Origin of the sequence: Escherichia sp. TC-EC600-tetX4 (assembly GCF_019356055.1) — a bacterium.
Taxonomy (GTDB): Bacteria; Pseudomonadota; Gammaproteobacteria; order Enterobacterales; family Enterobacteriaceae.
Window position 1 is genome coordinate 1,082,268 of sequence record NZ_CP079924.1, and the last position, 20,176, is coordinate 1,102,443.

The 20,176-nt window shown below is 47.7% G+C and carries 17 protein-coding genes, 1 tRNA gene and 2 pseudogenes; 6 read left to right on the forward strand and 14 right to left on the reverse strand.

Annotation, left to right across the window (positions count from 1 at the left end; genetic code table 11):
• Positions 1-8: 8 nt before the first annotated feature.
• The 4 genes from nrdE to KXD89_RS05215 all read right to left on the reverse strand — a co-directional run bounded on the left by nrdE (position 9) and on the right by KXD89_RS05215 (position 3,355).
• Entirely contained in the window at positions 9-2,153 is a 2,145-nt protein-coding gene (nrdE, locus tag KXD89_RS05200; protein ID WP_000246534.1) for a class 1b ribonucleoside-diphosphate reductase subunit alpha, read from the reverse strand.
• Entirely contained in the window at positions 2,126-2,536 is a 411-nt protein-coding gene (nrdI, locus tag KXD89_RS05205; RefSeq protein WP_000080947.1) for a class Ib ribonucleoside-diphosphate reductase assembly flavoprotein NrdI, read from the reverse strand. Before nrdI ends, nrdE begins: the two co-directional genes overlap by 28 nt.
• Positions 2,533-2,778, reverse strand: a complete 246-nt coding sequence (gene nrdH / locus KXD89_RS05210) for a glutaredoxin-like protein NrdH (RefSeq protein WP_001223227.1) — start codon at positions 2,776-2,778, stop codon at positions 2,533-2,535. The genes nrdI and nrdH overlap by 4 nt, the downstream gene beginning before the upstream one ends.
• A 247-nt stretch (positions 2,779-3,025) precedes the next feature.
• On the reverse strand, positions 3,026-3,355 hold the full coding sequence (locus KXD89_RS05215; RefSeq protein WP_001295174.1) for a DUF883 domain-containing protein: 330 nt from the start codon (positions 3,353-3,355) through the stop codon (positions 3,026-3,028).
• A 151-nt stretch (positions 3,356-3,506) separates the two neighbouring features.
• On the opposite strand from KXD89_RS05215, the gene KXD89_RS05220 reads away from it, so the two are divergent.
• Positions 3,507-3,851: a DUF2002 family protein gene (locus KXD89_RS05220; protein WP_000281320.1), complete on the forward strand. Its 345-nt coding sequence runs from the start codon at positions 3,507-3,509 to the stop codon at positions 3,849-3,851.
• Positions 3,852-3,887: 36 nt separating this feature from the next.
• On the opposite strand, the gene alaE is transcribed toward KXD89_RS05220, so the two are convergent.
• Positions 3,888-4,337 (reverse strand): L-alanine exporter AlaE, encoded by a 450-nt coding sequence (alaE, locus tag KXD89_RS05225; RefSeq protein WP_000492656.1) that lies wholly within the window; start codon positions 4,335-4,337, stop codon positions 3,888-3,890.
• Between the two features lie 668 nt (positions 4,338-5,005).
• On the opposite strand from alaE, the gene stpA reads away from it, so the two are divergent.
• Complete coding sequence (gene stpA, locus KXD89_RS05230) at positions 5,006-5,410, forward strand: DNA-binding protein StpA (protein ID WP_000115383.1); 405 nt, start codon at positions 5,006-5,008, stop codon at positions 5,408-5,410.
• Positions 5,411-5,456: 46 nt separating this feature from the next.
• Here the strand turns inward: stpA and ygaP are convergent, their stop codons facing one another.
• Positions 5,457-5,981: a thiosulfate sulfurtransferase YgaP gene (gene ygaP, locus KXD89_RS05235; protein ID WP_001229442.1), complete on the reverse strand. Its 525-nt coding sequence runs from the start codon at positions 5,979-5,981 to the stop codon at positions 5,457-5,459.
• Positions 5,982-5,990: 9 nt separating this feature from the next.
• The gene (locus KXD89_RS05240) at positions 5,991-6,290 is read right to left on the reverse strand and encodes a helix-turn-helix transcriptional regulator (RefSeq protein ID WP_000137280.1); all 300 of its coding nucleotides are present in this window, start codon (positions 6,288-6,290) and stop codon (positions 5,991-5,993) included.
• Positions 6,291-6,472: 182 nt separating this feature from the next.
• Here KXD89_RS05240 and KXD89_RS05245 point away from each other — a divergent pair, with 182 nt between their 5' ends.
• Positions 6,473-6,631: a YqaE/Pmp3 family membrane protein gene (locus tag KXD89_RS05245; RefSeq protein WP_000508177.1), complete on the forward strand. Its 159-nt coding sequence runs from the start codon at positions 6,473-6,475 to the stop codon at positions 6,629-6,631.
• 83 nt (positions 6,632-6,714) lie between these two features.
• A complete protein-coding gene (gene kbp / locus KXD89_RS05250) occupies positions 6,715-7,164 on the forward strand; it encodes a potassium binding protein Kbp (RefSeq protein ID WP_000522415.1) in 450 nt (149 codons plus the stop codon).
• On the opposite strand, the gene csiR is transcribed toward kbp, so the two are convergent.
• The 7 genes and pseudogenes from csiR to KXD89_RS05285 form a co-directional block, all read right to left on the reverse strand.
• Positions 7,165-7,827, reverse strand: coding sequence for a DNA-binding transcriptional regulator CsiR (csiR, locus tag KXD89_RS05255; protein ID WP_000156811.1), 663 nt, complete (start codon positions 7,825-7,827; stop codon positions 7,165-7,167).
• 20 nt (positions 7,828-7,847) lie between these two features.
• Positions 7,848-9,248: a GABA permease gene (gene gabP / locus KXD89_RS05260; protein ID WP_001295173.1), complete on the reverse strand. Its 1,401-nt coding sequence runs from the start codon at positions 9,246-9,248 to the stop codon at positions 7,848-7,850.
• A 237-nt stretch (positions 9,249-9,485) separates the two neighbouring features.
• Complete coding sequence (gene gabT / locus KXD89_RS05265) at positions 9,486-10,766, reverse strand: 4-aminobutyrate--2-oxoglutarate transaminase (protein WP_001087611.1); 1,281 nt, start codon at positions 10,764-10,766, stop codon at positions 9,486-9,488.
• A 13-nt stretch (positions 10,767-10,779) separates the two neighbouring features.
• Positions 10,780-12,228, reverse strand: coding sequence for an NADP-dependent succinate-semialdehyde dehydrogenase (gene gabD / locus KXD89_RS05270; protein WP_000772831.1), 1,449 nt, complete (start codon positions 12,226-12,228; stop codon positions 10,780-10,782).
• A gap of 22 nt (positions 12,229-12,250) precedes the next feature.
• Positions 12,251-13,519, reverse strand: coding sequence for an L-2-hydroxyglutarate oxidase (lhgO, locus tag KXD89_RS05275; protein ID WP_000271909.1), 1,269 nt, complete (start codon positions 13,517-13,519; stop codon positions 12,251-12,253).
• A 19-nt stretch (positions 13,520-13,538) separates the two neighbouring features.
• Positions 13,539-14,516: a glutarate dioxygenase GlaH gene (gene glaH, locus KXD89_RS05280; protein WP_000993126.1), complete on the reverse strand. Its 978-nt coding sequence runs from the start codon at positions 14,514-14,516 to the stop codon at positions 13,539-13,541.
• Between the two features lie 335 nt (positions 14,517-14,851).
• A pseudogene (locus KXD89_RS05285) lies at positions 14,852-17,104 on the reverse strand (alpha amylase C-terminal domain-containing protein).
• A gap of 559 nt (positions 17,105-17,663) precedes the next feature.
• Here KXD89_RS05285 and KXD89_RS05290 point away from each other — a divergent pair.
• Positions 17,664-17,739 (forward strand) — tRNA-Ile (locus tag KXD89_RS05290).
• Positions 17,740-18,489: 750 nt separating this feature from the next.
• A pseudogene (locus KXD89_RS05295) lies at positions 18,490-19,863 on the forward strand (DUF5507 domain-containing protein).
• Positions 19,864-20,176: the final 313 nt, after the last annotated feature.

The window sequence follows — 20,176 nt, forward strand, 5'->3', positions numbered from 1 at the left end:
GATATTCCTTAAAGTGCACAGGAGACGCAGCCTTCAATTTCAGTGCCTTCCAGCGCCATCTGACGCAGGCGGATGTAATAGAGCGTTTTGATACCCTTGCGCCAGGCGTAAATCTGCGCTTTGTTGATATCGCGAGTGGTGGCGGTATCGGGGAAAAAAAGCGTCAGCGACAGCCCCTGATCGACATGGCGAGTCGCTTCCGCGTAGGTGTCGATGATCTTTTCTGCGCCAATTTCGTAAGCGTCCTGATACAGCGCCAGATTCTCGTTAGTCATAAACGGGGCAGGGTAGTAAACGCGTCCTGTTTTGCCCTCTTTGCGTATCTCTACTTTCGCCACAATCGGATGAATACTCGACGTAGCATGGTTGATATAAGAGATAGAACCGGTTGGCGGCACCGCCTGAAGATTCTGGTTGTATATGCCGTAGCGCATCACGTCGTCGCGCAGCTGCGCCCACATCTCACGGGTAGGTAACGTAATACCGCTACGGGTAAACAGTTCGCCAACTTTCGCCGTTTTCGGCTGCCAGTTCCCTTGCAGATATTGGCTAAAATATTCACCACTGGCATAGCGTGACTGTTTGAACCCGGCGAAGGTTTCACCGCGTTCGCGTGCCAGCAACATCGAGGTACGCAGTGCATGCCAGGTGATGGCATAGAAATAGAGATTGGTGAAATCCAGTGCTTCCGGCGAACCATAAGCGATGCCTTCTCGCGCCAGATAGCCGTGTAAATTCATCTGCCCCAGTCCGATGGCGTGCGAGGCGGCATTTCCGGCTTCGATGGACGGCACGCTGCGGATATGACTCATATCTGATACTGCCGTTAAACCGCGCACGGCAGTCTCTACCGTGCGGGCAAAATCGGGGGAATCCATGGTGTGCGCAATATTCAACGAACCTAAATTGCAGGAAATATCATGGCCTGTGCGGGTATAGTCGAGATTCTCGTCATACTCTGAGGCGCTGTTAACCTGCAAAATTTCTGAGCAGAGATTACTCATATTTATGCGCCCGGCGATAGGGTTAGCACGGTTTACCGTGTCTTCATACATGATGTAGGGATAGCCGGACTCAAACTGGATTTCTGCCAGTCGCTGGAAGAAATCACGGGCGTTGAGGTATTTTTTGCGAATGCGTTCATCGGCAACCAGTTCGTCATAGTGTTGGCTGATGGCCACATCGGCAAACGGCTTGCCATAAACTCGCTCTACGTCATAAGGCGAAAACAGCGCCATCTGCGCATTCTCTTTTGCCAGATGGAAAGTGATATCCGGGATCACCACGCCAAGCGACAGTGTTTTAATGCGGATTTTTTCGTCGGCATTTTCCCGTTTCGTGTCGAGAAAACGCAGAATATCGGGATGATGAGCATGTAAATAGACTGCACCAGCCCCCTGACGAGCGCCGAGTTGGTTGGCATAGGAAAATGCGTCTTCCAGCATTTTCATCACCGGAATTACGCCAGAAGATTGATTTTCAATACGTTTAATTGGCGCGCCCGCTTCTCGCAGATTCGACAGCAAAAATGCTACGCCGCCGCCGCGTTTCGACAGCTGCAGTGCGGAATTTACCGCCCGACCAATCGACTCCATATTGTCTTCAATACGCAGCAAAAAACAGGAAACCAGTTCGCCGCGCTGCTGCTTACCGCAGTTGAGGAATGTTGGCGTGGCTGGCTGAAAGCGTCCTGACAGCATTTCATCGGTCAGTTGCAACGCCAGCGTCTCATCGCCTTGTGCCAGCGTCAGCGCCACCATCGTTACTCGATCGGCAAAATCTTCCAGATAACGTTTACCGTCGAATGTCTTCAACGTATAGCTGGTGTAAAACTTCCATGCCCCGAGGAATGTCTGGAAACGAAAACCGCTGGTGTGTGCGTGGGTAAACAGCGTAATGACAAAGTCGCGAGAGTAGCGATTAAGAACGCTTTCATCATAGTAACCTTCGTTGACCAGCCAGTTCAGGCGCTGCTGCTGGCTACTGAAGGTCACACTGTTCGGACGCACATGCGTCGCAATAAAGGCGTCAACGGCCTGGCGGTCTTTATCGAACTGAATGCGACCTGCGCTATCGTAGAGGTTAAGCATCGCATTCAGCGCGTGGTAATCCATCGTTTCCTGCGTCAGGCATTCTGCGGTTGTCGTTGCCAAAATTCGGTTACTCCTTTACGAACGTTTTCGATATCGCTTTGCGTACCCATGAGTTCAAAACGGTACAGCCACGGCACGCCGCATTTCCGGGCAATCACATCTCCGGCGCGGCCATACGCCTCACCAAAGTTGCGATTACCAGAAGCAATAACGCCGCGAAGCAACGCCCGGTTGTGCTCGTCGTTTAAAAAGCGAATTACCTGTCGTGGCACCGCGCCAGCCGTACCGCCGCCGCCGTAAGAGGGCACGATCAGGATGTAAGGCTCGTCTACCTGAATCCGTTCCCGCTCATTGAGCGGGATGCGCACCGCGGGCAGACCTAAACGTTCGATAAAACGCTGCGTGTTTTCGGAGCTGCTGGAGAAGTAGACGAGCTGGCTCATGCACTGGCCGCGTGTGGCGCTGGATGCAGACGGTTAATCATGTCCGGACGGAAACCAGACCAGCTAAGATCGCCAGCAATCACTACCGGCAACTGACGAAAGCCCTGAGCACGCAACGCTTCTGCCGCTTCAGGAACGCGATCGACATTAATCATTTCAAAATCAAAGCCCCGGTTTTCCATCGCCCGTTTGGTGGCGTGGCACTGAACGCAATCGTTACGAGTGTAAATAGTAATGCGCATGATTCGTATTTCCGTTTAAAATGAAGATACGGCGCGATGATACGCGTCGGGTTGTCTCTCTGTTGATACAGAGATACTAGATGTAGTTGAAAAAAGATTCAACCACACAATATATAGCAAATAGTGGTCGAAATTACCCTGGATATGAGCGTGACGGGGTAGGGGGATTTTTGTGATTCACCAGGCAAAAAGAAACCCCGAAGACAGGCTTCGGGGTCAAAGACGCGTATTTATTATCATTTTTGCACTACGATTTGCGCATGCTTAACAGTGCGCCGATAAAAATACCTACCGCAGCTGCTGTACCCACGCTACACCAGGGTCTTTCACGAACAAAAGAATCCGCGCAGCCAACGGCATCGCGCGCGGCTTGCTGGACGCGAGTACGACCATGCATTCGCGCCCTGGTTTCTTTCAGCAATGCCTGAGCTTTACTGCGTGCGGCTTCAGCTTCCCCTTTGGCGTCGCTGCCCCAGGACTTCAATACAGATTCGAGGCTGTCAGCTAATTGATTGACATCATTCTGGATATCCTGCACGCCATCATCAACGTCGTTGCGGTTCGGTCGGTTAAACATATGATCCCCCATTAGAATTCGATGTAATTTTCAGTGTAGACCATAATTTTCTTAACTGAGGTTCATCGCGGCTTTATGGACTTTTCTGAAAGCGTTGTGAATGCGCAATCAGGTAAGGTAGGCCCGCGGTTGATAATAACGAGGATCAAATATGTATTTACGACCAGACGAGGTGGCGCGCGTACTTGAAAAAGTCGGTTTTACTGTCGATGTGGTAACCCAGAAAGCGTATGGTTACCGCCGTGGGGAAAATTATGTCTATGTTAATCGCGAAGCGCGAATGGGACGTACCGCTCTGGTAATTCATCCAACATTAAAAGAACGCAGTTCGACACTGGCTGAACCCGCTTCCGATATTAAAACTTGCGATCATTACCAGCAATTTCCGCTCTATTTAGCAGGCGAGCGACACGAGCATTACGGTATCCCGCATGGCTTTAGTTCGCGTGTTGCGCTTGAACGTTATTTGAATGGTTTATTTGGCGAAGCCAGTTAAAGACGCGACTGGCGATGCCAGTCGCGAAAAGAAGAGTCAGGCTTTTACCTGCTGGTAACGGCTGACTTTAAACAGTCGGCGGCAATAATCGAGGAAGTAGCCATAAACCGCCCCCATCAACATCGAAACAACGATGTTTGAACTGACCGCCGCCATAATCTGATGCCAGTCTGCGCCCACCACTAACAAGATCGCCACATACACCGGTGACTGGAACGTCACATAAGCCAGGATATCCGCCAGATTTTTTATCCAGCCCGACGGGCTAACTTTGCGTGCCGCGCGCATAAACAGATCACGGTACATACCGTATGGCCATGCAATTAAGATGTTCACCGGAATCGCTACCAATCTGGAATAAAAAGACTGTTCGAAGCTCATTCCGGAGAGGAAAACTTCAATACACATGTTCACGACAGAACAGTAAACAACCATCGCGAACGTATCTGCAACTGCATGACGCAAGCGTGACTGCGGTGAGAACATGCTAATGCTCCTTAATAAAAGCGTAATGGGATGTTAATGGAGATGAAAGCAGTGGATCTCATTGCCATCTGCATTTTCGCATAGCGTATATCGCTGGCTATGACTAATCAATTAGTGAAAAATTTTTATTTAGTCAGTTTTTGTAGATAAAATATTCCGTAACGGCTCGTTTTTTGTACATTGTGGATTTTTACATGCCGATATGATTTATTTTTAATTAAATCAATTAGATATGGCCTTACCTTTAATATCACTAATGAAAGTTTGGGGGTGAGGTAACGCTATAAGCGTAGAGAATTCGGTGTATGTAGTAGCTGGGTCATTTTCAGCATTTTTTATGCCAGACAATGTACATTAACAGCAGAAAGCACCAGTGATGGATGTTTTCTTTTATTCTGTTATATTGCATTTTTATTCACTTTGATTTTGTCAGGCTTGCGGAATTAGCGAGCAGAGAGCGCCGCTCTGTTCACCAATAATCTAAATTACTCATCAAAATGGCTAATATATAATCTTGAAATTATTCTGAGAGTTTCAGAAAATAACAGCTGAAATAATCTCGCGCAGGACTGTAAATAGATTAAATTTTGTGGAAATATAATAAGTGATCGCTTACACTACGCGACGAAATACTTTTTTTGTTTTGGCGTTAAAAGGTTTTCTTTATTATGTCCGTAATGTTACAAAGTTTAAATAACATTCGCACCCTCCGTGCGATGGCTCGCGAATTCTCCATTGACGTTCTTGAAGAAATGCTCGAAAAATTCAGGGTTGTCACTAAAGAAAGACGTGAAGAAGAAGAACAGCAGCAGCGTGAACTGGCAGAGCGCCAGGAAAAAATTAGCACCTGGCTGGAGCTGATGAAAGCTGACGGAATTAACCCGGAAGAGTTATTGGGTAATAGCTCTGCTGCTGCACCACGCGCTGGTAAAAAACGCCAGCCGCGTCCGGCGAAATATAAATTCACCGATGTTAACGGTGAAACTAAAACCTGGACCGGTCAGGGCCGTACACCGAAGCCAATTGCTCAGGCGCTGGCAGAAGGTAAATCTCTCGACGATTTCCTGATCTAATTACTGAGGCCGGATGTCGCTGCTAGGGCGCGTCCGGCGTCGCTTCTCAAGCTCGTTGGTTCCACGGCATCTTATCTAACAACCTTGCCATTCCACAAAAACCGCTGATTCCTGCAAACAGTAACCCGGCACCAACAAAGCCACTTAATAAGAAGAAACCGCTATTTACGGTATAACCCAGTACAACGCCGATTAATATTAAACCACCCGCAGCGATCTGCACCTGGCGCATTAACGGCAAGGGTTGAGATTTATTTACCGCTACTGGCAATCCTGCTTTTTTCCAGCCATCAATCCCATCTTCGAGTAAAAAGATTTCTGCGGGGGCGGCAATCGCTGCTAATTTATCGGCATTATTACTGGTGCGTTTACCTGCCTGGCAGTGGAATATAATTTGCTCGTGACGTAATTTAGCCGGAAGACCTGACTGTTCCAGCACGGATAATGGAGCCAGATCTGCTTCAGGAATATGTTCACGAAGATATTCATCAGCATCACGAATATCGATTAACTTTGCGCCGCGTGCGATTAATTCTTGTGCATCATGCGGCGAAATGGTTGTCAAAGCCATAGTGACTCCTTACGGACAATAGACATTTTTCAGGGTGGCGATAATGGCATTTACCGCCTCATTTTTAATGGAATATAGAATGCGTTGGGCATCCCGTTGGCTGTCGATAAGCCCTTCGTCCCGCATACGAGCGAGATGCTGTGATGTCGCAGAGGCACTCAGTCCGGTAATGCGCGTCAGCTCTCCCGCGCTGGTGCCGGGGGAACCGCTAAGCATGCACAGAATCAGCAATCGTTTAGGGTGGCTCATTGCTTTCAATAAGGCCGCTGCCTGTTCGGCACTGGCCTGTAATTGCGCGAGTTCAGTCATATTTATTTAAGTATTTTCTAAATTAAGTAAACTCTAAACTAAAAATGCAACATATACCAGCCTCAGCAGCGTAAATGAGAGTAAAAGCGTAAGCTGAAACTGGCAGGCTCCGCTAAAATTACTACGCTTAAGAGATAAAATCTCTTTTTAAACAATGAGTAATTTTCTTATAGGGAGTACATATGGGTTTCTGGAGAATCGTCATCACCATCATTCTGCCGCCGCTCGGCGTGCTGCTCGGTAAAGGGTTCGGTTGGGCGTTCATTATTAATATTCTGTTGACACTGCTTGGGTATATCCCCGGTTTGATTCACGCGTTCTGGGTGCAAACCCGCGATTAAACCTGTGCTCATCCCCGCGGCGTTAACGCGCCGCGTTCCTCTGCTACACTTTCTGAGTGTTTCCGTTAACGAATGAGGTAGCTATGGGTCTGTTCAATTTTGTGAAAGATGCCGGAGAAAAACTCTGGGACGCGGTTACAGGTCAGCACGATAAAGACGATCAGGCGAAGAAGGTGCAGGAGCATCTGAACAAAACCGGTATACCGGATGCCGATAAAGTGAATATTCAAATTGCCGACGGCAAAGCGACGGTCACTGGTGACGGCCTGAGTCAGGAGGCGAAGGAGAAAATCCTTGTTGCGGTGGGGAATATTTCCGGTATTGCCAGTGTCGATGATCAGGTGAAAACGGCGACACCAGCCACTGCCAGCCAGTTTTATACCGTTAAGTCTGGCGACACTCTGAGTGCCATTTCCAAACAGGTCTACGGTAACGCTAATCTGTACAATAAAATCTTCGAAGCGAATAAACCGATGCTAAAAAGCCCGGATAAAATTTATCCGGGGCAAGTGTTGCGTATTCCGGAAGAGTAGTTAATTGCCAGCCATCGCCTGCTGGATAATGGGAATTGGCGTCAGTAAATGCTGGCGCATTAACTCACTGGCGCGCGCGGTATCTCGCGCCAGTACCGCCGCAGTCAGGGTCTGGTGCTGATCGTGTTTATCCTCCAGCATTTCCACCGAAAGCACCGTTCGCCGCAGCCAGATAAATCGATAACGCGCCGCCAGATCAAACAACCGTTCACGCATTTGCAGCAAATAGTGAGAACCACAGCCCGCCACAATTGCCGTATGAAACGCCTGATGACGCAGATCCCACTCATCAAGCATTTTCTCGCTGGCGTCACAGGCCTCAAGCTTACTCAGCAGATGCGCTTTTGCGAGAACGTCTGCCTCCCACTCATCGCCACCGCGGGCAATCGCCAGACTCACTAACATCGCTTCCATATTGGCGCGGGCGTCGAAAATATCGAGCAGCTCCTGCTCTGACATAGACGCCACCCGATACCCTTTTTGATTCACCACCGTGACCAGCCGTTCCGCCACCAGTTGCGAAAGAGCTTCCCGTAACGGCCCAACGCCAAGTGCATAACGCGATGTCAGCAAACTCATTCGTAATTTTTCATCCGGTTGAAAATTACCGCGAATAATATCGTTCTTCAGCCAGCGATAGCCATCCAGAGACGTAATGGTCATGGTGTGACTCCTGATCATGATCAGCGCGTATTATGAACGGGTGTTTTTTGCCACAATACCAGCTTTTTCCAGCGAGCCATAATTGGCACGGTACAGATAATCCCTATCGCTAATAAGCCGGTGGAGATCACTTCTAACTGTTGCGCCGGACGGAATAGCATCACTACCAACACAAAGGTAATAAAGCCGATGACTAGCCAGGTGAGCCACGGATAAAGCCACATTCGCAAGCGAATTTCGCTTCCTTCTGCTCGCAGAATTTTGCGCATCCGCAACTGTGAAACGGCGATGACTAAATAAACCAGCAGGGCGATAGCGCCGGAGCTGTCGATCAGAAATTTAAATACCTTCGCAGGCGCGTAATAGTTCACCACCACCGTTAAGAATGCCGCGCCGGTGGAGAGTAACACCGCCACGTACGGGGTTTTACTGCGGTTGATTTTACCCATTACCGCGGGAGCATCACCGCGACGACTTAAGGAGTAGAGCATCCTTGACGCGGTATACAGCGCCGAGTTCAGGCAACTGGTTACGGAAAGTAATATCACGCAGTCCATGATTAATTTCGCATGGGGAATATTGAGCAATTCCAGTACCGAGCGATAAGAACCGACGGCTTTTAGTCCGGGCATATTCCACGGAATTAATGCCACGACGACAAAAATAGAACATAAATAGAAGATAGAAATACGCCAGATAACCGAGTTGGTGGCGCGGACAATATGTTTTTCCGGCGTGTCGGATTCCGCGGCGGCAATGGTGACAATTTCTGCGCCCATAAACGAGAACATGGTGATCAACATCGCGCTTAATACCGCACCGAAACCGTTGGGCATAAAGCCGCCGCTATCCCACAATCTTGAGATCCCGCTCACTTCGGCATACGGGTAAAAACCGCTAATTGCGACTGCACCAAGGAAAATAAAGGCCAGGATAGCGATGACTTTGCACAGCGCCAGCCAGAACTCAAATTCGCCGTAGTTTTTAACGCTTAATAAGTTACTGCCAGTTAAGGCGAGGGTAATGACGAGGGAAAATAACCAGATGGGAATGCCTGGAACCCATGAGTGCAGGATCATGGCGGCGATGTTGGCTTCCAGCGGGATAACCAGTACCCAAAACCACCAGTACAACCAGCCGATGGTATAGCCCGCCCAGCGACCAATGGCTTTATCGGCATAGGTGGAAAACGAACCGGTATCGGGCGTGGCAACCGCCATTTCCGCCAACATCCGCATAATCATAACCACCAGTAGCCCGGCGAACAGATAGGCCAGTAATACCGCCGGGCCCGCTTCGGCGATGGCGACGCTGGAACCGACAAACAGACTTGCGCCGATAACACCGGCAATAGACAACATGGTGACGTGGCGTGACTTCAGCCCGCCGCCTAACTCATGTGGTTGCGATGATTGCCCCATCCTGAATCCTCTCGAAAGTGTGTCACTTGGGAGAGCGCCCCGACATTTCCCGCGCCGGGTCACGCGTATAATTGTTATTGATTCTTTTTGCCGGAGAGCGGCTCCGCCTTACCCGGCCAACATAGATTTCTTCCTGTTCACGTACAGATTGTCGGATGCGGCGTAAACGCCTTATCCGACCTGGATCCCCGTAGGCCGGACAAGACGCGCAGCGTCGCCTCCGGCATAGGAGCGGCGCTACTGCTTCGCCTCATCAAAACACTGGCTGATGATCTCCAGACCCTGACGGATCTGAGCGTCTTCAATGGTGAGCGGTACAAGGATGCGCAGCACGTTGTAATACGGGCCGCAGGAGAGAAGAATCAGGCCTTTATCGCGGGCGCGAGCCACGATCTCGGCGGTGAGTTTGGCGTCCGGCTTGTTGTGATCGCCGTCTTCAAACAGCTCAATGGCGATCATCGCCCCCAGCCCGCGTACGTCGCCGATCTCCGGGTGTTTTTCGGCTATCGCCAGCAATCCGTCTTTCAACTTCTGCCCCAGATCGTTGGCTTTTTGCAGCAGATTTTCCTGCTCAAACACCTTCAACACTTCCAGCGCAGCCACGCAGGCAATCGGGTTACCCGCATAGGTGCCGCCCAGACCGCCTGGAGCGACGGCATCCATTACTTCCGCGCGCCCGGTGACGCCCGCCAGCGGGAAGCCGCCCGCGATCGATTTCGCAAAGGTGGTAAGATCCGGCGCAACGCCCATCTGCTCCATCGCAAACAGCGTGCCGGTACGCCCCGCGCCGCTCTGCACTTCATCGGCAATCAGCATGATCCCGTGCTCGTCACACAGAGCGCGTAAACGCTGCATAAAGGCTGGCGACGAGGCGTAGAAACCGCCTTCGCCCTGAACCGGCTCAATCACGATGGCGGCGATATCTTCCGGCGCGGCATCATTTTTGAAGATCCGGTGGATGCTGGCGATAGCGTCATCCTCGCTTATGCCGTGCAGCGGGCAAGGATAAAGCGCGCGATAAACATGACCCGGCATCAGCCCCATGCCCGCAGAGTACGGATTCACCTTGCCGGTCAGCGCCAGCGTGTAATGCGTGCGCCCGTGATACGCGCCGCTAAAAGCGATGGTGCCGCTACGTTTGGTGGCGGCGCGGGCGATTTTTACCGCGTTTTCCACCGCTTCGGAACCGGTCGTAACCAGCAGCGTTTTCTTGGCGAAATCGCCCGGCACCTTCTGATTCATAATCTCGCACAGCTCCAGATACGGCTCGTAAGCCAGCACCTGGAAGCAGGTGTGCGACAGTTTTTTCAACTGCGCTTCCACCGCGGCCACCACCTTCGGATGCAGGTGCCCGGTATTGAGCACCGCAATCCCGCCCGCGAAATCAAGATACTCACGGCCTTCAACGTCCCACACCCGGCAGTTTTCCGCGCGGTCAGCGAAAATCGGGTGAATTTGCCCAACGCCACGGGGAATCGCCTGACTGCGGCGCTGCATTAACTCTTTATTGCTGTTCATTCGCATTCTCCAGTTAAAGACCGATGCACATATATTTGATTTCTAAGTAATCTTCGATGCCATACTTCGAACCTTCACGACCCAGACCCGAGGCTTTGATGCCGCCGAACGGGGCCACTTCATTGGAAATAATGCCGGTATTGATGCCGACGATGCCGTACTCCAGCGCTTCGCCCACGCGGAAGACGCGGCTTAAATCACGGGCGTAGAAATAGGCGGCAAGGCCAAACTCGGTGTCATTGGCTTGCGCAATCACATCAGCTTCATCTTTAAAGCGGAACAGCGGGGCGAGGGGGCCGAACGTCTCTTCTTTCGACACTTTGGCGTTGGCCGGAACGTCCACCAGAATGGTCGGCTGGAAGAAGTTGCCGCCGCGTTCGTGCGCTTTACCGCCGCAAACCACGCGCGCGCCTTTCTCCAGCGCATCGGCAATATGCTCTTCCACTTTTGCTACCGCTTTTTCATCGATCAGCGGCCCGATGGTGACGCCGTTATCCAGCCCGTCGCCGATGTGCAGTTTGCTCACTGCCTGCTGCAATTTTTCGGCAAAACGGTCATACACGCCGTCCTGCACATACAGGCGGTTGGCGCAGACGCAGGTTTGCCCGGCGTTGCGGAATTTCGAGGCCAGCGCGCCTTCCACGGCTTTGTCGAGGTCGGCATCGTCAAAGACGATAAACGGCGCGTTACCGCCCAGCTCCAGCGACACTTTCTTGATGTCTTTCGCGCACTGTTCCATTAACTGGCGGCCAATTTCGGTCGAACCGGTAAACGACAGTTTGCGCACCAGCGGGTTACTGGTCAGTTCGTTACCGACCGCGCCCGCCGAACCGGTGACCACGTTAAATACCCCAGCCGGAACGCCCGCGCGGATCGCCAGCTCCGCCAGCGCCAGCGCAGAGAACGGCGTCTGACTGGCGGGCTTCAGCACCATGGTGCAGCCTGCTGCCAGCGCCGGACCGGCTTTGCGGGTAATCATCGCCGCCGGGAAGTTCCACGGCGTGATAGCCGCGGTGACGCCAATCGGCTGCTTGATAACAATCAGGCGTTTATCGGCCTGATGACCAGGAATGGTGTCGCCATAAATGCGTTTGCCTTCTTCGGCAAACCACTCAATAAAGGAGGCGGCGTAGCTGATTTCGCCTTTCGCTTCGGCCAGTGGTTTACCCTGTTCGAGGGTCATCAGGCGCGCTAAATCGTCCTGATGCTCCATCATCAAATTGAACCAGTTGCGCAGAATGGTGGCGCGTTCTTTGGCGGTGAGCGCGCGCCAGGCGGGCAGGGCGCGGTTGGCGGCGTCGATAGCGGCGCGGGTTTCATCCGCGCCCATTTTCGGCACGCTACCCAGCTTGTCGCCGTTCGCCGGATTGGTGACGTCGATGGCTTCACCATTGTTGGCGTCCAGCCATTCCCCGTTAATCAACGCCTGCTGGCGGAATAAGTTACTGTCGTTAAGTTTCATCGCTACATCCTGTTTTCAAAGGTTATTGATTAAATGCGGCGTGTAAGGCATCCACACTACGTGCCGCTCGCAGCGTGCGTCCGGGGTTACTCTGGCTTGCCAACAGCGTTTGTACCTTGCTGACAATATGCGCACCAATAGGAATTGCTGATGTCGCTGCCGGGGAGGGCGCATTGCAGGTGTGGATCGTGCGCGGGGTGGTGACAAACAGAAAATCGTCAATCAGCTTGCCGTCCGGCGATACCGCCTGCGCCCGCACACCGGCGGGCCAGGGCTGGAGATCGCTTAACGAAAGCCGGGGACAATACTTTTGCACCAGCCGCAGATAGCCGCTTTTGCACAGCGAGTTTTTCATCTCGCCCAGTCCTGAGCGTAGATGGTTTTGCAGCACCCGGCGAATCCCCGACGAGCCCAAAATCTCCAGCGTGTCGCTAAATGAGAAGTCGCGCTTGCGATAGCCTTCGCGTTTGAAAGCCAGCACCGCGTTTGGCCCGACGGTCACGCTGCCGTCGATCATGCGGGTGAGATGAACGCCCAAAAACGGCATTGCCGGGTCGGGAATGGGGTAAATCAGGTGGTTAACAATCTGGTTATGCTCCGGCGCAAGGCGGAAATACTCGCCACGGAACGGGCAGATGATAAAGCCCGGTTCGAGTCCGAGCATTTTCACCAGCCGGTCAGCCATCAGCCCGGAACAGCTAATCAGCGTTGATGCTTCATATTCGCCGCCCTGACGGGTACGTATCACCACGCCGTTTTTATGCTCATTAAGCCCGCTGACTTCGGCGTTATAGATAATTTCACCGCCTCTGGACTGGAAGATTTTTGCCATCGCCGCCGTCACGTCGCGGTAGCTGACAATGCCGCTGGACGGCACAAAAATGCCGCCGAGCCCGGTGATATTCGGTTCGCGCTCGCGCAGTTCGTCGGCGTTAAGCCATTCGCGCTCGATACCGTTCGCCGCTGTGCGTTCCCATAAGGCGCGCATCCGTTCCATTTCGAGATCGGACGTGGCAACCAGCATCTTGCCGCAGTTGTCGTAGCGAATGCCGTTTTGATCGCAAAAGGCTTTGGTGGCGCGGTTTCCCGCCAGGCAAAACTGCGCCTTCAGGCTGCCGGGCGTGTAATAGACCCCGGCATGGATCACGCCGCTGTTGTGGCCCGTCTGGTGACAGGCCGGGGCGGACTCTTTTTCCAGCAACGCAATGCGGGCGTCCGGATAGACATCAATCAGTTGCATGGCGGTCGACATGCCGATGATGCCGCCGCCAATAATCACAAAATCATACATCCGCTCAATTCCTTTGCGCTTACTGATGCGTCTGGTAGTGGTTAGAGGCGTAAGCGAAATAGCCACGCTGGCGCATCAGTTCACGGCGCAGATCCGGGTGCGGAGTAAAGCGGTCGCGACCGTGCAGCCAGAACAGGTTGTTAATCAACAGGAATTTGCCAACGGGAACGGGCACAGAAAGAATGCCTTTGCTGGTTTCAATGGCGTCGGAAAGCTCGCTCAACCACACGCCTTCTTCGAAGTCTTTCGGCTGGACGAACTGGTCGATATAGCGCATCACCGGGCGACCCTGTTGATCGACGTCGAACACCGGATGAAAAACATCTTTGCTGACGTTTTTACTCGGCGGCGCGGCAAAGCGCATCGGGCGACGCGCCAGCGGGTGGCGGAAATAGTTGTCGAGATGTTCCCAGTCATCGAGATGCAGCAGCAGCGAATTTCCGCCCTGCATGTTTTGCTCGTCGATTTTCATCATCAGCACGTAATCGGTTATCTCTTCGACATACGTGCCGTCGTTGTGTAGCTCCATCACGCGGTGCGGCTGGCGCAGATAGCTGTCTGAGTTATCGACATTTTTCACTACAAAACGCGCGTAATACTGACCGCTCATCGCATCGAAATTGGAACGGCCAATCAGATGCGCCACCGCCGTCGCCAGCTTCACCATCTCATCCGCTTGCTTCACATCATCGACACCCACCGCATTGATCAACAACGCACCTTCAGCGCGGTTTAGCAACGTCTTCAACAGCAATGGTTGCAGCTGGTTCGCACATAGATCGTCAAGAATTTTGGCTACCCGAAAACGCAGAAACGATTTGTACTCCAGCGCCTGCACGGGCCACTCGGCAACCTGCTCAAGAAACTGTTTGGTCGTCTGTTCGGTGAAGGTGAGTTCCAGCAGACGCGGGGATTGCGCCGACGGGGTGAGGGTGAATCCGCTATAGTCCTGGCCTGAATCGACAGCGTTATTTTGTACGGCGGTCAGTGCATTCATCAGAAGCGATCCTCTTATGAGATGTAGGGTGACATGGCGATGCTCATTTCGTAGCCATAATCTAAAAATATCTACATTTCTGAAAAATGCGCACAAAAGCGACATATTGTTTTCTTATTGTGATCAAAAGCAACAAATTAGTAACATTTAACGTAGGGTATTAAGGCAAAGTGAGACAGGAAATGAATAACTAAAGCAACAGGTTAGGGGGAGTTAACATTAGAGAACAGATTATCTGGTCGATAAAAAACAGTAAATGGCTTCACTGCAAAATGACCGTTAGTAAACTAAACATATTATCTGCCCCGTTTTATCGGGGCAGATATAACATTAAATTATAAATAGAGATAGTTCGGCGGTTCTCCTGTTTTCCCTAAAAGAAGAGCGCTACGCCCAGGAATATTGATATTTAGAGTTCCGCCTCTAAGCGTAAATACTTTACCAGGGGGGATAATTTTTCGGGTATTATTAATAATAATGTTAACGCTATTACTCCCCATGTTTTTGTATATTCCAGGTTGCAATTTGTTAGGCCAGGTACCTTCAACTTCTTCGTTTCCTTTATTTATTATAACTAGTCCATCATGAGGAGAGTGATTAATGTTCACAGAATCCCCACGACTAAAGGCCAGAACGTTTTTAGTTGCAGATACACCCTCAAATGCGCTCCATATTCCTGCTTTATCTATATATAATGCGTGGAATTCATTGTAGAGCTGCTGATAGGTAGAGCAACCTTTATTAAGCTACGCCTCACCGCCGACACGCGTGGACCCATCATAATTTTTAATTTCAGTCGTTGATTTTAATACTTGGCCATCCCAGTAAACTAAAGGCCTGCTGAACGGCAGAGCGGCTATATATGCCATTGCTAATTGTTCATCTTGTTGATGGTTAAATAGAAAGTCATTGAAAAGATTACCATTGTTAGGAAAATCGTGGTTAATGTTAATCAATATCCGTCTTTCTGATGGGATACTTGAGATTGTGGAACCCGGTTTTGATGCAAGGGTTTGAAGATCTCCACCAAATGAAAAGGCTTTTATCGTTTTCATGAGCAATGAAAAATCAATGGCGCTTAAATCATCTCTTTCATAAAGCAGTGATGACATTTGTTGTTCATCCAACTGACAAGTTACCAGATATTCCATGTAATTCATAACGGCTTTTTTATGATATTTTGGGTTAAATAAGTTAGTATTGTGTAACCGCTCATTATAATTTTTAAGCGGTGGGGTTATTGATCTTTCTATTTGTTCATGTTTTGAGTGTTTTGCCGCATCATAACGTAAACCTCGTACGCCATATTTTCGCATTTCACGAACGTATTGATTTTGCAACATAATAACCTGGTCACTTTTGGGTGTTGTTTTAGGCATTCCATTTAAACGCTTTTCTTTTAATGCATGGAGGTTTTCCCATTCATCCTTAGAGATGTTATCTTTACTTGCTTCGAAGTCTTTTGCAGTGAGATGTATATCTTCTGGATGGATTTGTTTACGTTCTTTTGTTACTGGATCTTTAATGAATGGAATCAAAACCTGACCTTGCTAATAGCCAGGGATACCACCTTCTATATCTTTACTGATCTTCGCTCGTATATCAGCAGAGGGATAATCCAGGTCATTTTTACCACTACCCCCAATTCCCATAAAGTTAAAGGTATAATCAGGAATGATATCGATACCAAATTTTTTAGCATCTTTAACCAATGCAATAAAATCCTGCAAATCTCCCATTGGATTATGGATGGTACAAAGATCTTCGGGTTGATAAGCATGAAACCAGTAACCCTTTTCTTCTTCGGGAGTTTCTGGTCCGTCGGCGCGGAAAGTTGTCACTGGAGGGATTTGTATATACCCATAATGGCAACGTGCAAATTCAGACATATTTTCTCTGATCTGCTGGTAGGTGGCATTAAAAGCATGAAGAATCGCTTCGCCAGGTTTTTTGGGGGTGATGATTTCACATTGTGATTTCTGAACAGCAGTAAGAGATTTACGTTCAAGTGTTTGCCGTAGATGTTCTAGATTGATTAATATTTTAAATGTTTCTTGCTGTCCGGAAGGTGACGTCACGTTAATATTATATACATCGGCTGCCAGCTCATAGTCAGGAATGTTAATAGCATATGCAACATATTTATCTTTTGGGGAAGGTTTGTCAGATATAATGTGGGTGAAATGTTCAGCACGACCATACTGATAAACACCGCTGTTATCACCTCTTTCAATCATTGTATCTCGTTGATAAACCTATGTTTTTCTTTCTCCTATCCTGTCTGGCGCTGTAATGCTACGCTGTGCTGCTTTATTCAACTCTCGGTAAGTTGTATCTGGAGAAAGGGAAATTTTATAATCGTTTTTTAACAGATCATTAATAACTTTTTCTGCGTGAAAAGTTGATATAATTTCTCTGTCTTTTAATCCTTGAGGGTAAACTCCACAAGAATTAATAATATTTGTTATACAGTTTAGATATTCTAATGTATTTAATTTGGAATTTAGATCCCCGTCAGTAATGTTCCATGATAACAATGTGGGGTTGTCGATAGGTAAATTTCTGGGTCCTGGTTTTATAGAAAACATAATAAAGTTCCTCTAATGGTAGAGTAATATGATGTATACGGAAACATAAAAATGTTTAATTGTTGTGAAAGTAATTGCAAACAGATGTCCTACTTTTATCCAATATTTATATGGAAAAGGATAATGCTTAAATCTGTTTTATTAATTATCGATGTGGTCTGGAGAGGCAACTGTCAAAAATCGCTCATACGAAACTAATGATTAGCAGAATAAGATCTATGAAAGAATATATTGCTATACGAAGTTTATTTTTATGGAGTGAAAAGTAACAGATATCATAATGATGCGAAAACTCTTCAGCTAATGTAATAAAGTTATATTATTAGATACAAAATCATTACAAAGTATCATTGAATCGATGATAACTATAGATAGTGCTAATTATTAACATTTGCTTGTTGACTGCGAGTATCGACTTTGCGAATGGAGGCGGTGTCGGGTTTTATGTCGCGTGTAATCACGACCCAAGGTGAATGGGAACGCATAAAAATCTGTTATTTACATCATATGATCATCATGTTTATTGCGTGGTTTATAAGTATTGTTATTGCACACTCAAGGCCCTTTAGCTCAGTGGTTAGAGCAGGCGACTCATAATCGCTTGGTCGCTGGTTCAAGTCCAGCAAGGGCCACCAAATCATTATTTACGTATCAGGAAGAGTTAAGGGTACAAGGGGTACTCGATGGCGGTCTATATTTCATGACTAACGCCATTTCAAGGAAGAAGTGCGGTGGGTGGTTTCGAATGAGGGCTGGTGTTTTGGTACGTGGCACGCCACTGCAATGTATTTATCCATCAGTACTCATTCAAAAGTACCTGGAAAAAATGCCTGCTATGCCAAGCGGGCAAATTGCTTACATGTGGAATTAAGTAATTAACGATAAAGCCAGAGTATTATCATTTATTATACCCCTTCATTTAATCAGGTTAATTACTCAAATCACTGAACTATTCTCTGTTCGCTCACTGATGATAAGTGAGTACCACAACCAATGTATGTAGAACAATGCCGTAGAGTAAGGATGAAATGTCTCTGCCACGCCTTAAACATCTACTACTGACCAGAACACCCGCCGCAGGCAGATGAGTTTTGTGAGCGTTACAGGAGCGTGGCTATGCTCATTAACCAACGCTATTGAGATATAAATTTCTAACACTTGAAAAACGATTTTCACTAATAAATTATAACGGTTTTTTTTATCATACAGCGAAATAACCTTTTGTTTATTAAATTTAACATTCCTGTGCTAATTTAATTAAAAGTTCCATGCGTAGCAAGTGAAGCAGTTAATGTCAGTAATTGTCTCAAATGAGCGTTTTTTTATAGTGACAAACAGTAATAACATTAAAAATAGCCATGTAGACATTAATTGAGGAATAGACAATGTTAGTTAGTAAAAGCAACGGATTTAACGCTAGCGCAGTTTTGGGTAGTGGAAGTTATAATGAAAATAAATCTTCTAAACACATGGAGCTACTAGCTCATAGTATTTTAAAATTAATTTGTAAGGAAGCTGCATCAGAGACGTATCGCGGTGCTCTTGAAACTTTACAAAAAATGATGTCTGAATGTATATATCAAGAAGGCAACGCCTTTGTCATTATGGGAGCTGGAGAACAATTAAAACGTATTAAATATGAAGTTGGTGAAAATAACTTAAAGGTATTCAACGTACACTTTAATAATAATCACGAGTTAGTTAGTTCTGGTGAGCCTGACGTAATATGTTTAAGCAAGCAGGTCTGGGAAAATCTTCTCATTAAACTAAAGCTGGAAAACAATGAAAATGTGTTTTCTGAAACTAAAAAATTATCGAATAAAAATAATGCCGATCAGTTTTTTGAATGCGCTAAAAGAAATGAATAGAACCTTTTCGATAATATAAGAAAAAGTGATTTTCATGTTGGTTTACTTAAGCCAAGTAGTACGCGTAGTGTTATTTTAGAAACGCCGCCAAATGTCTGTATGGAATCACGTAATTCATATGAAAACAAAATAGATGAGATTTCATCTTTGTCAGAGTCAAAGGAACACCCCATAGATATTCAAGAAAAAAAAGATGCGTTTGTGAATGAGTTCAAGGGGGTATTATTTGATAAAAATACAAGGTCTTCAGAGCTTCTGTTTAATTTTTATGAGTGTTGCTATAAGTTTTTACCAAGAGCTCAGCCTCAAGATAAAATCGATAGCTATAATTCAGCACTGCAAGCTTTTTCCATTTTTTGTTCATCTACGTTGACACATAATAATATAGGCTTTGATTTCAAATTATTTCCTGAAGTCAAGCTGTCTGGAGAACATCTTGAAACGGTATTCAAATACAAAAATGGCGATGATGTCCGGGAGATAGCCAAAATTAACATTACTCTCCAAAAAGAAGAGGGTGGTTTATATAATTTACGTGGATTGGATTTTAAGGGGTGCTTCTTTTCTGGACAGAACTTCAGTAACTATGATATTCAATATGTGAACTGGGGAACGTCATTGTTTGATGTTGATACTCCGTGTATTTTTAATGCGCCTGCTTACAACAAGAGTAATGAAAAATCATTAAAACCTGTGAGCGAAAACGGTTTAAGTGGAGTATTGACTGATCGTAATAATAAAATAAAACTCATCACGGGCGTGGCACCATTCGATGATATTTTATTTATGGATGATGACTTTGATGATAGTTCCTCTGAGGATGATCCCGTTGAGAATAGTCCTGTTGTGACTAGTCCCGTTGTATCAAGTTCTAAAAGCAGTTTTCAATGATTAATAAATGGCAATTTTTACAAAGAGATAATAACGTAGATTGAAACAATATGTATTATTGATTGAGTAAACGGGATTATTCTTCACACTACATCCATTTTAGTGTCACTACCAAAGAAAAAGGGGCTACGTTTTCATGTAACCCCTTGATTTATTTGGTGGGCTGGCAGTGACTGAATTGGTGCTGTAATTGGTTGAAATATTTCATCTAATGTCTGGTTCAACTTTCCTTAGCTGCCTGAAAGTTTTTTGATCTTACCCAGCAATAACAGCGTTACGGTGCACCACGCCTGACTGAAGAACTGCGTGCTCA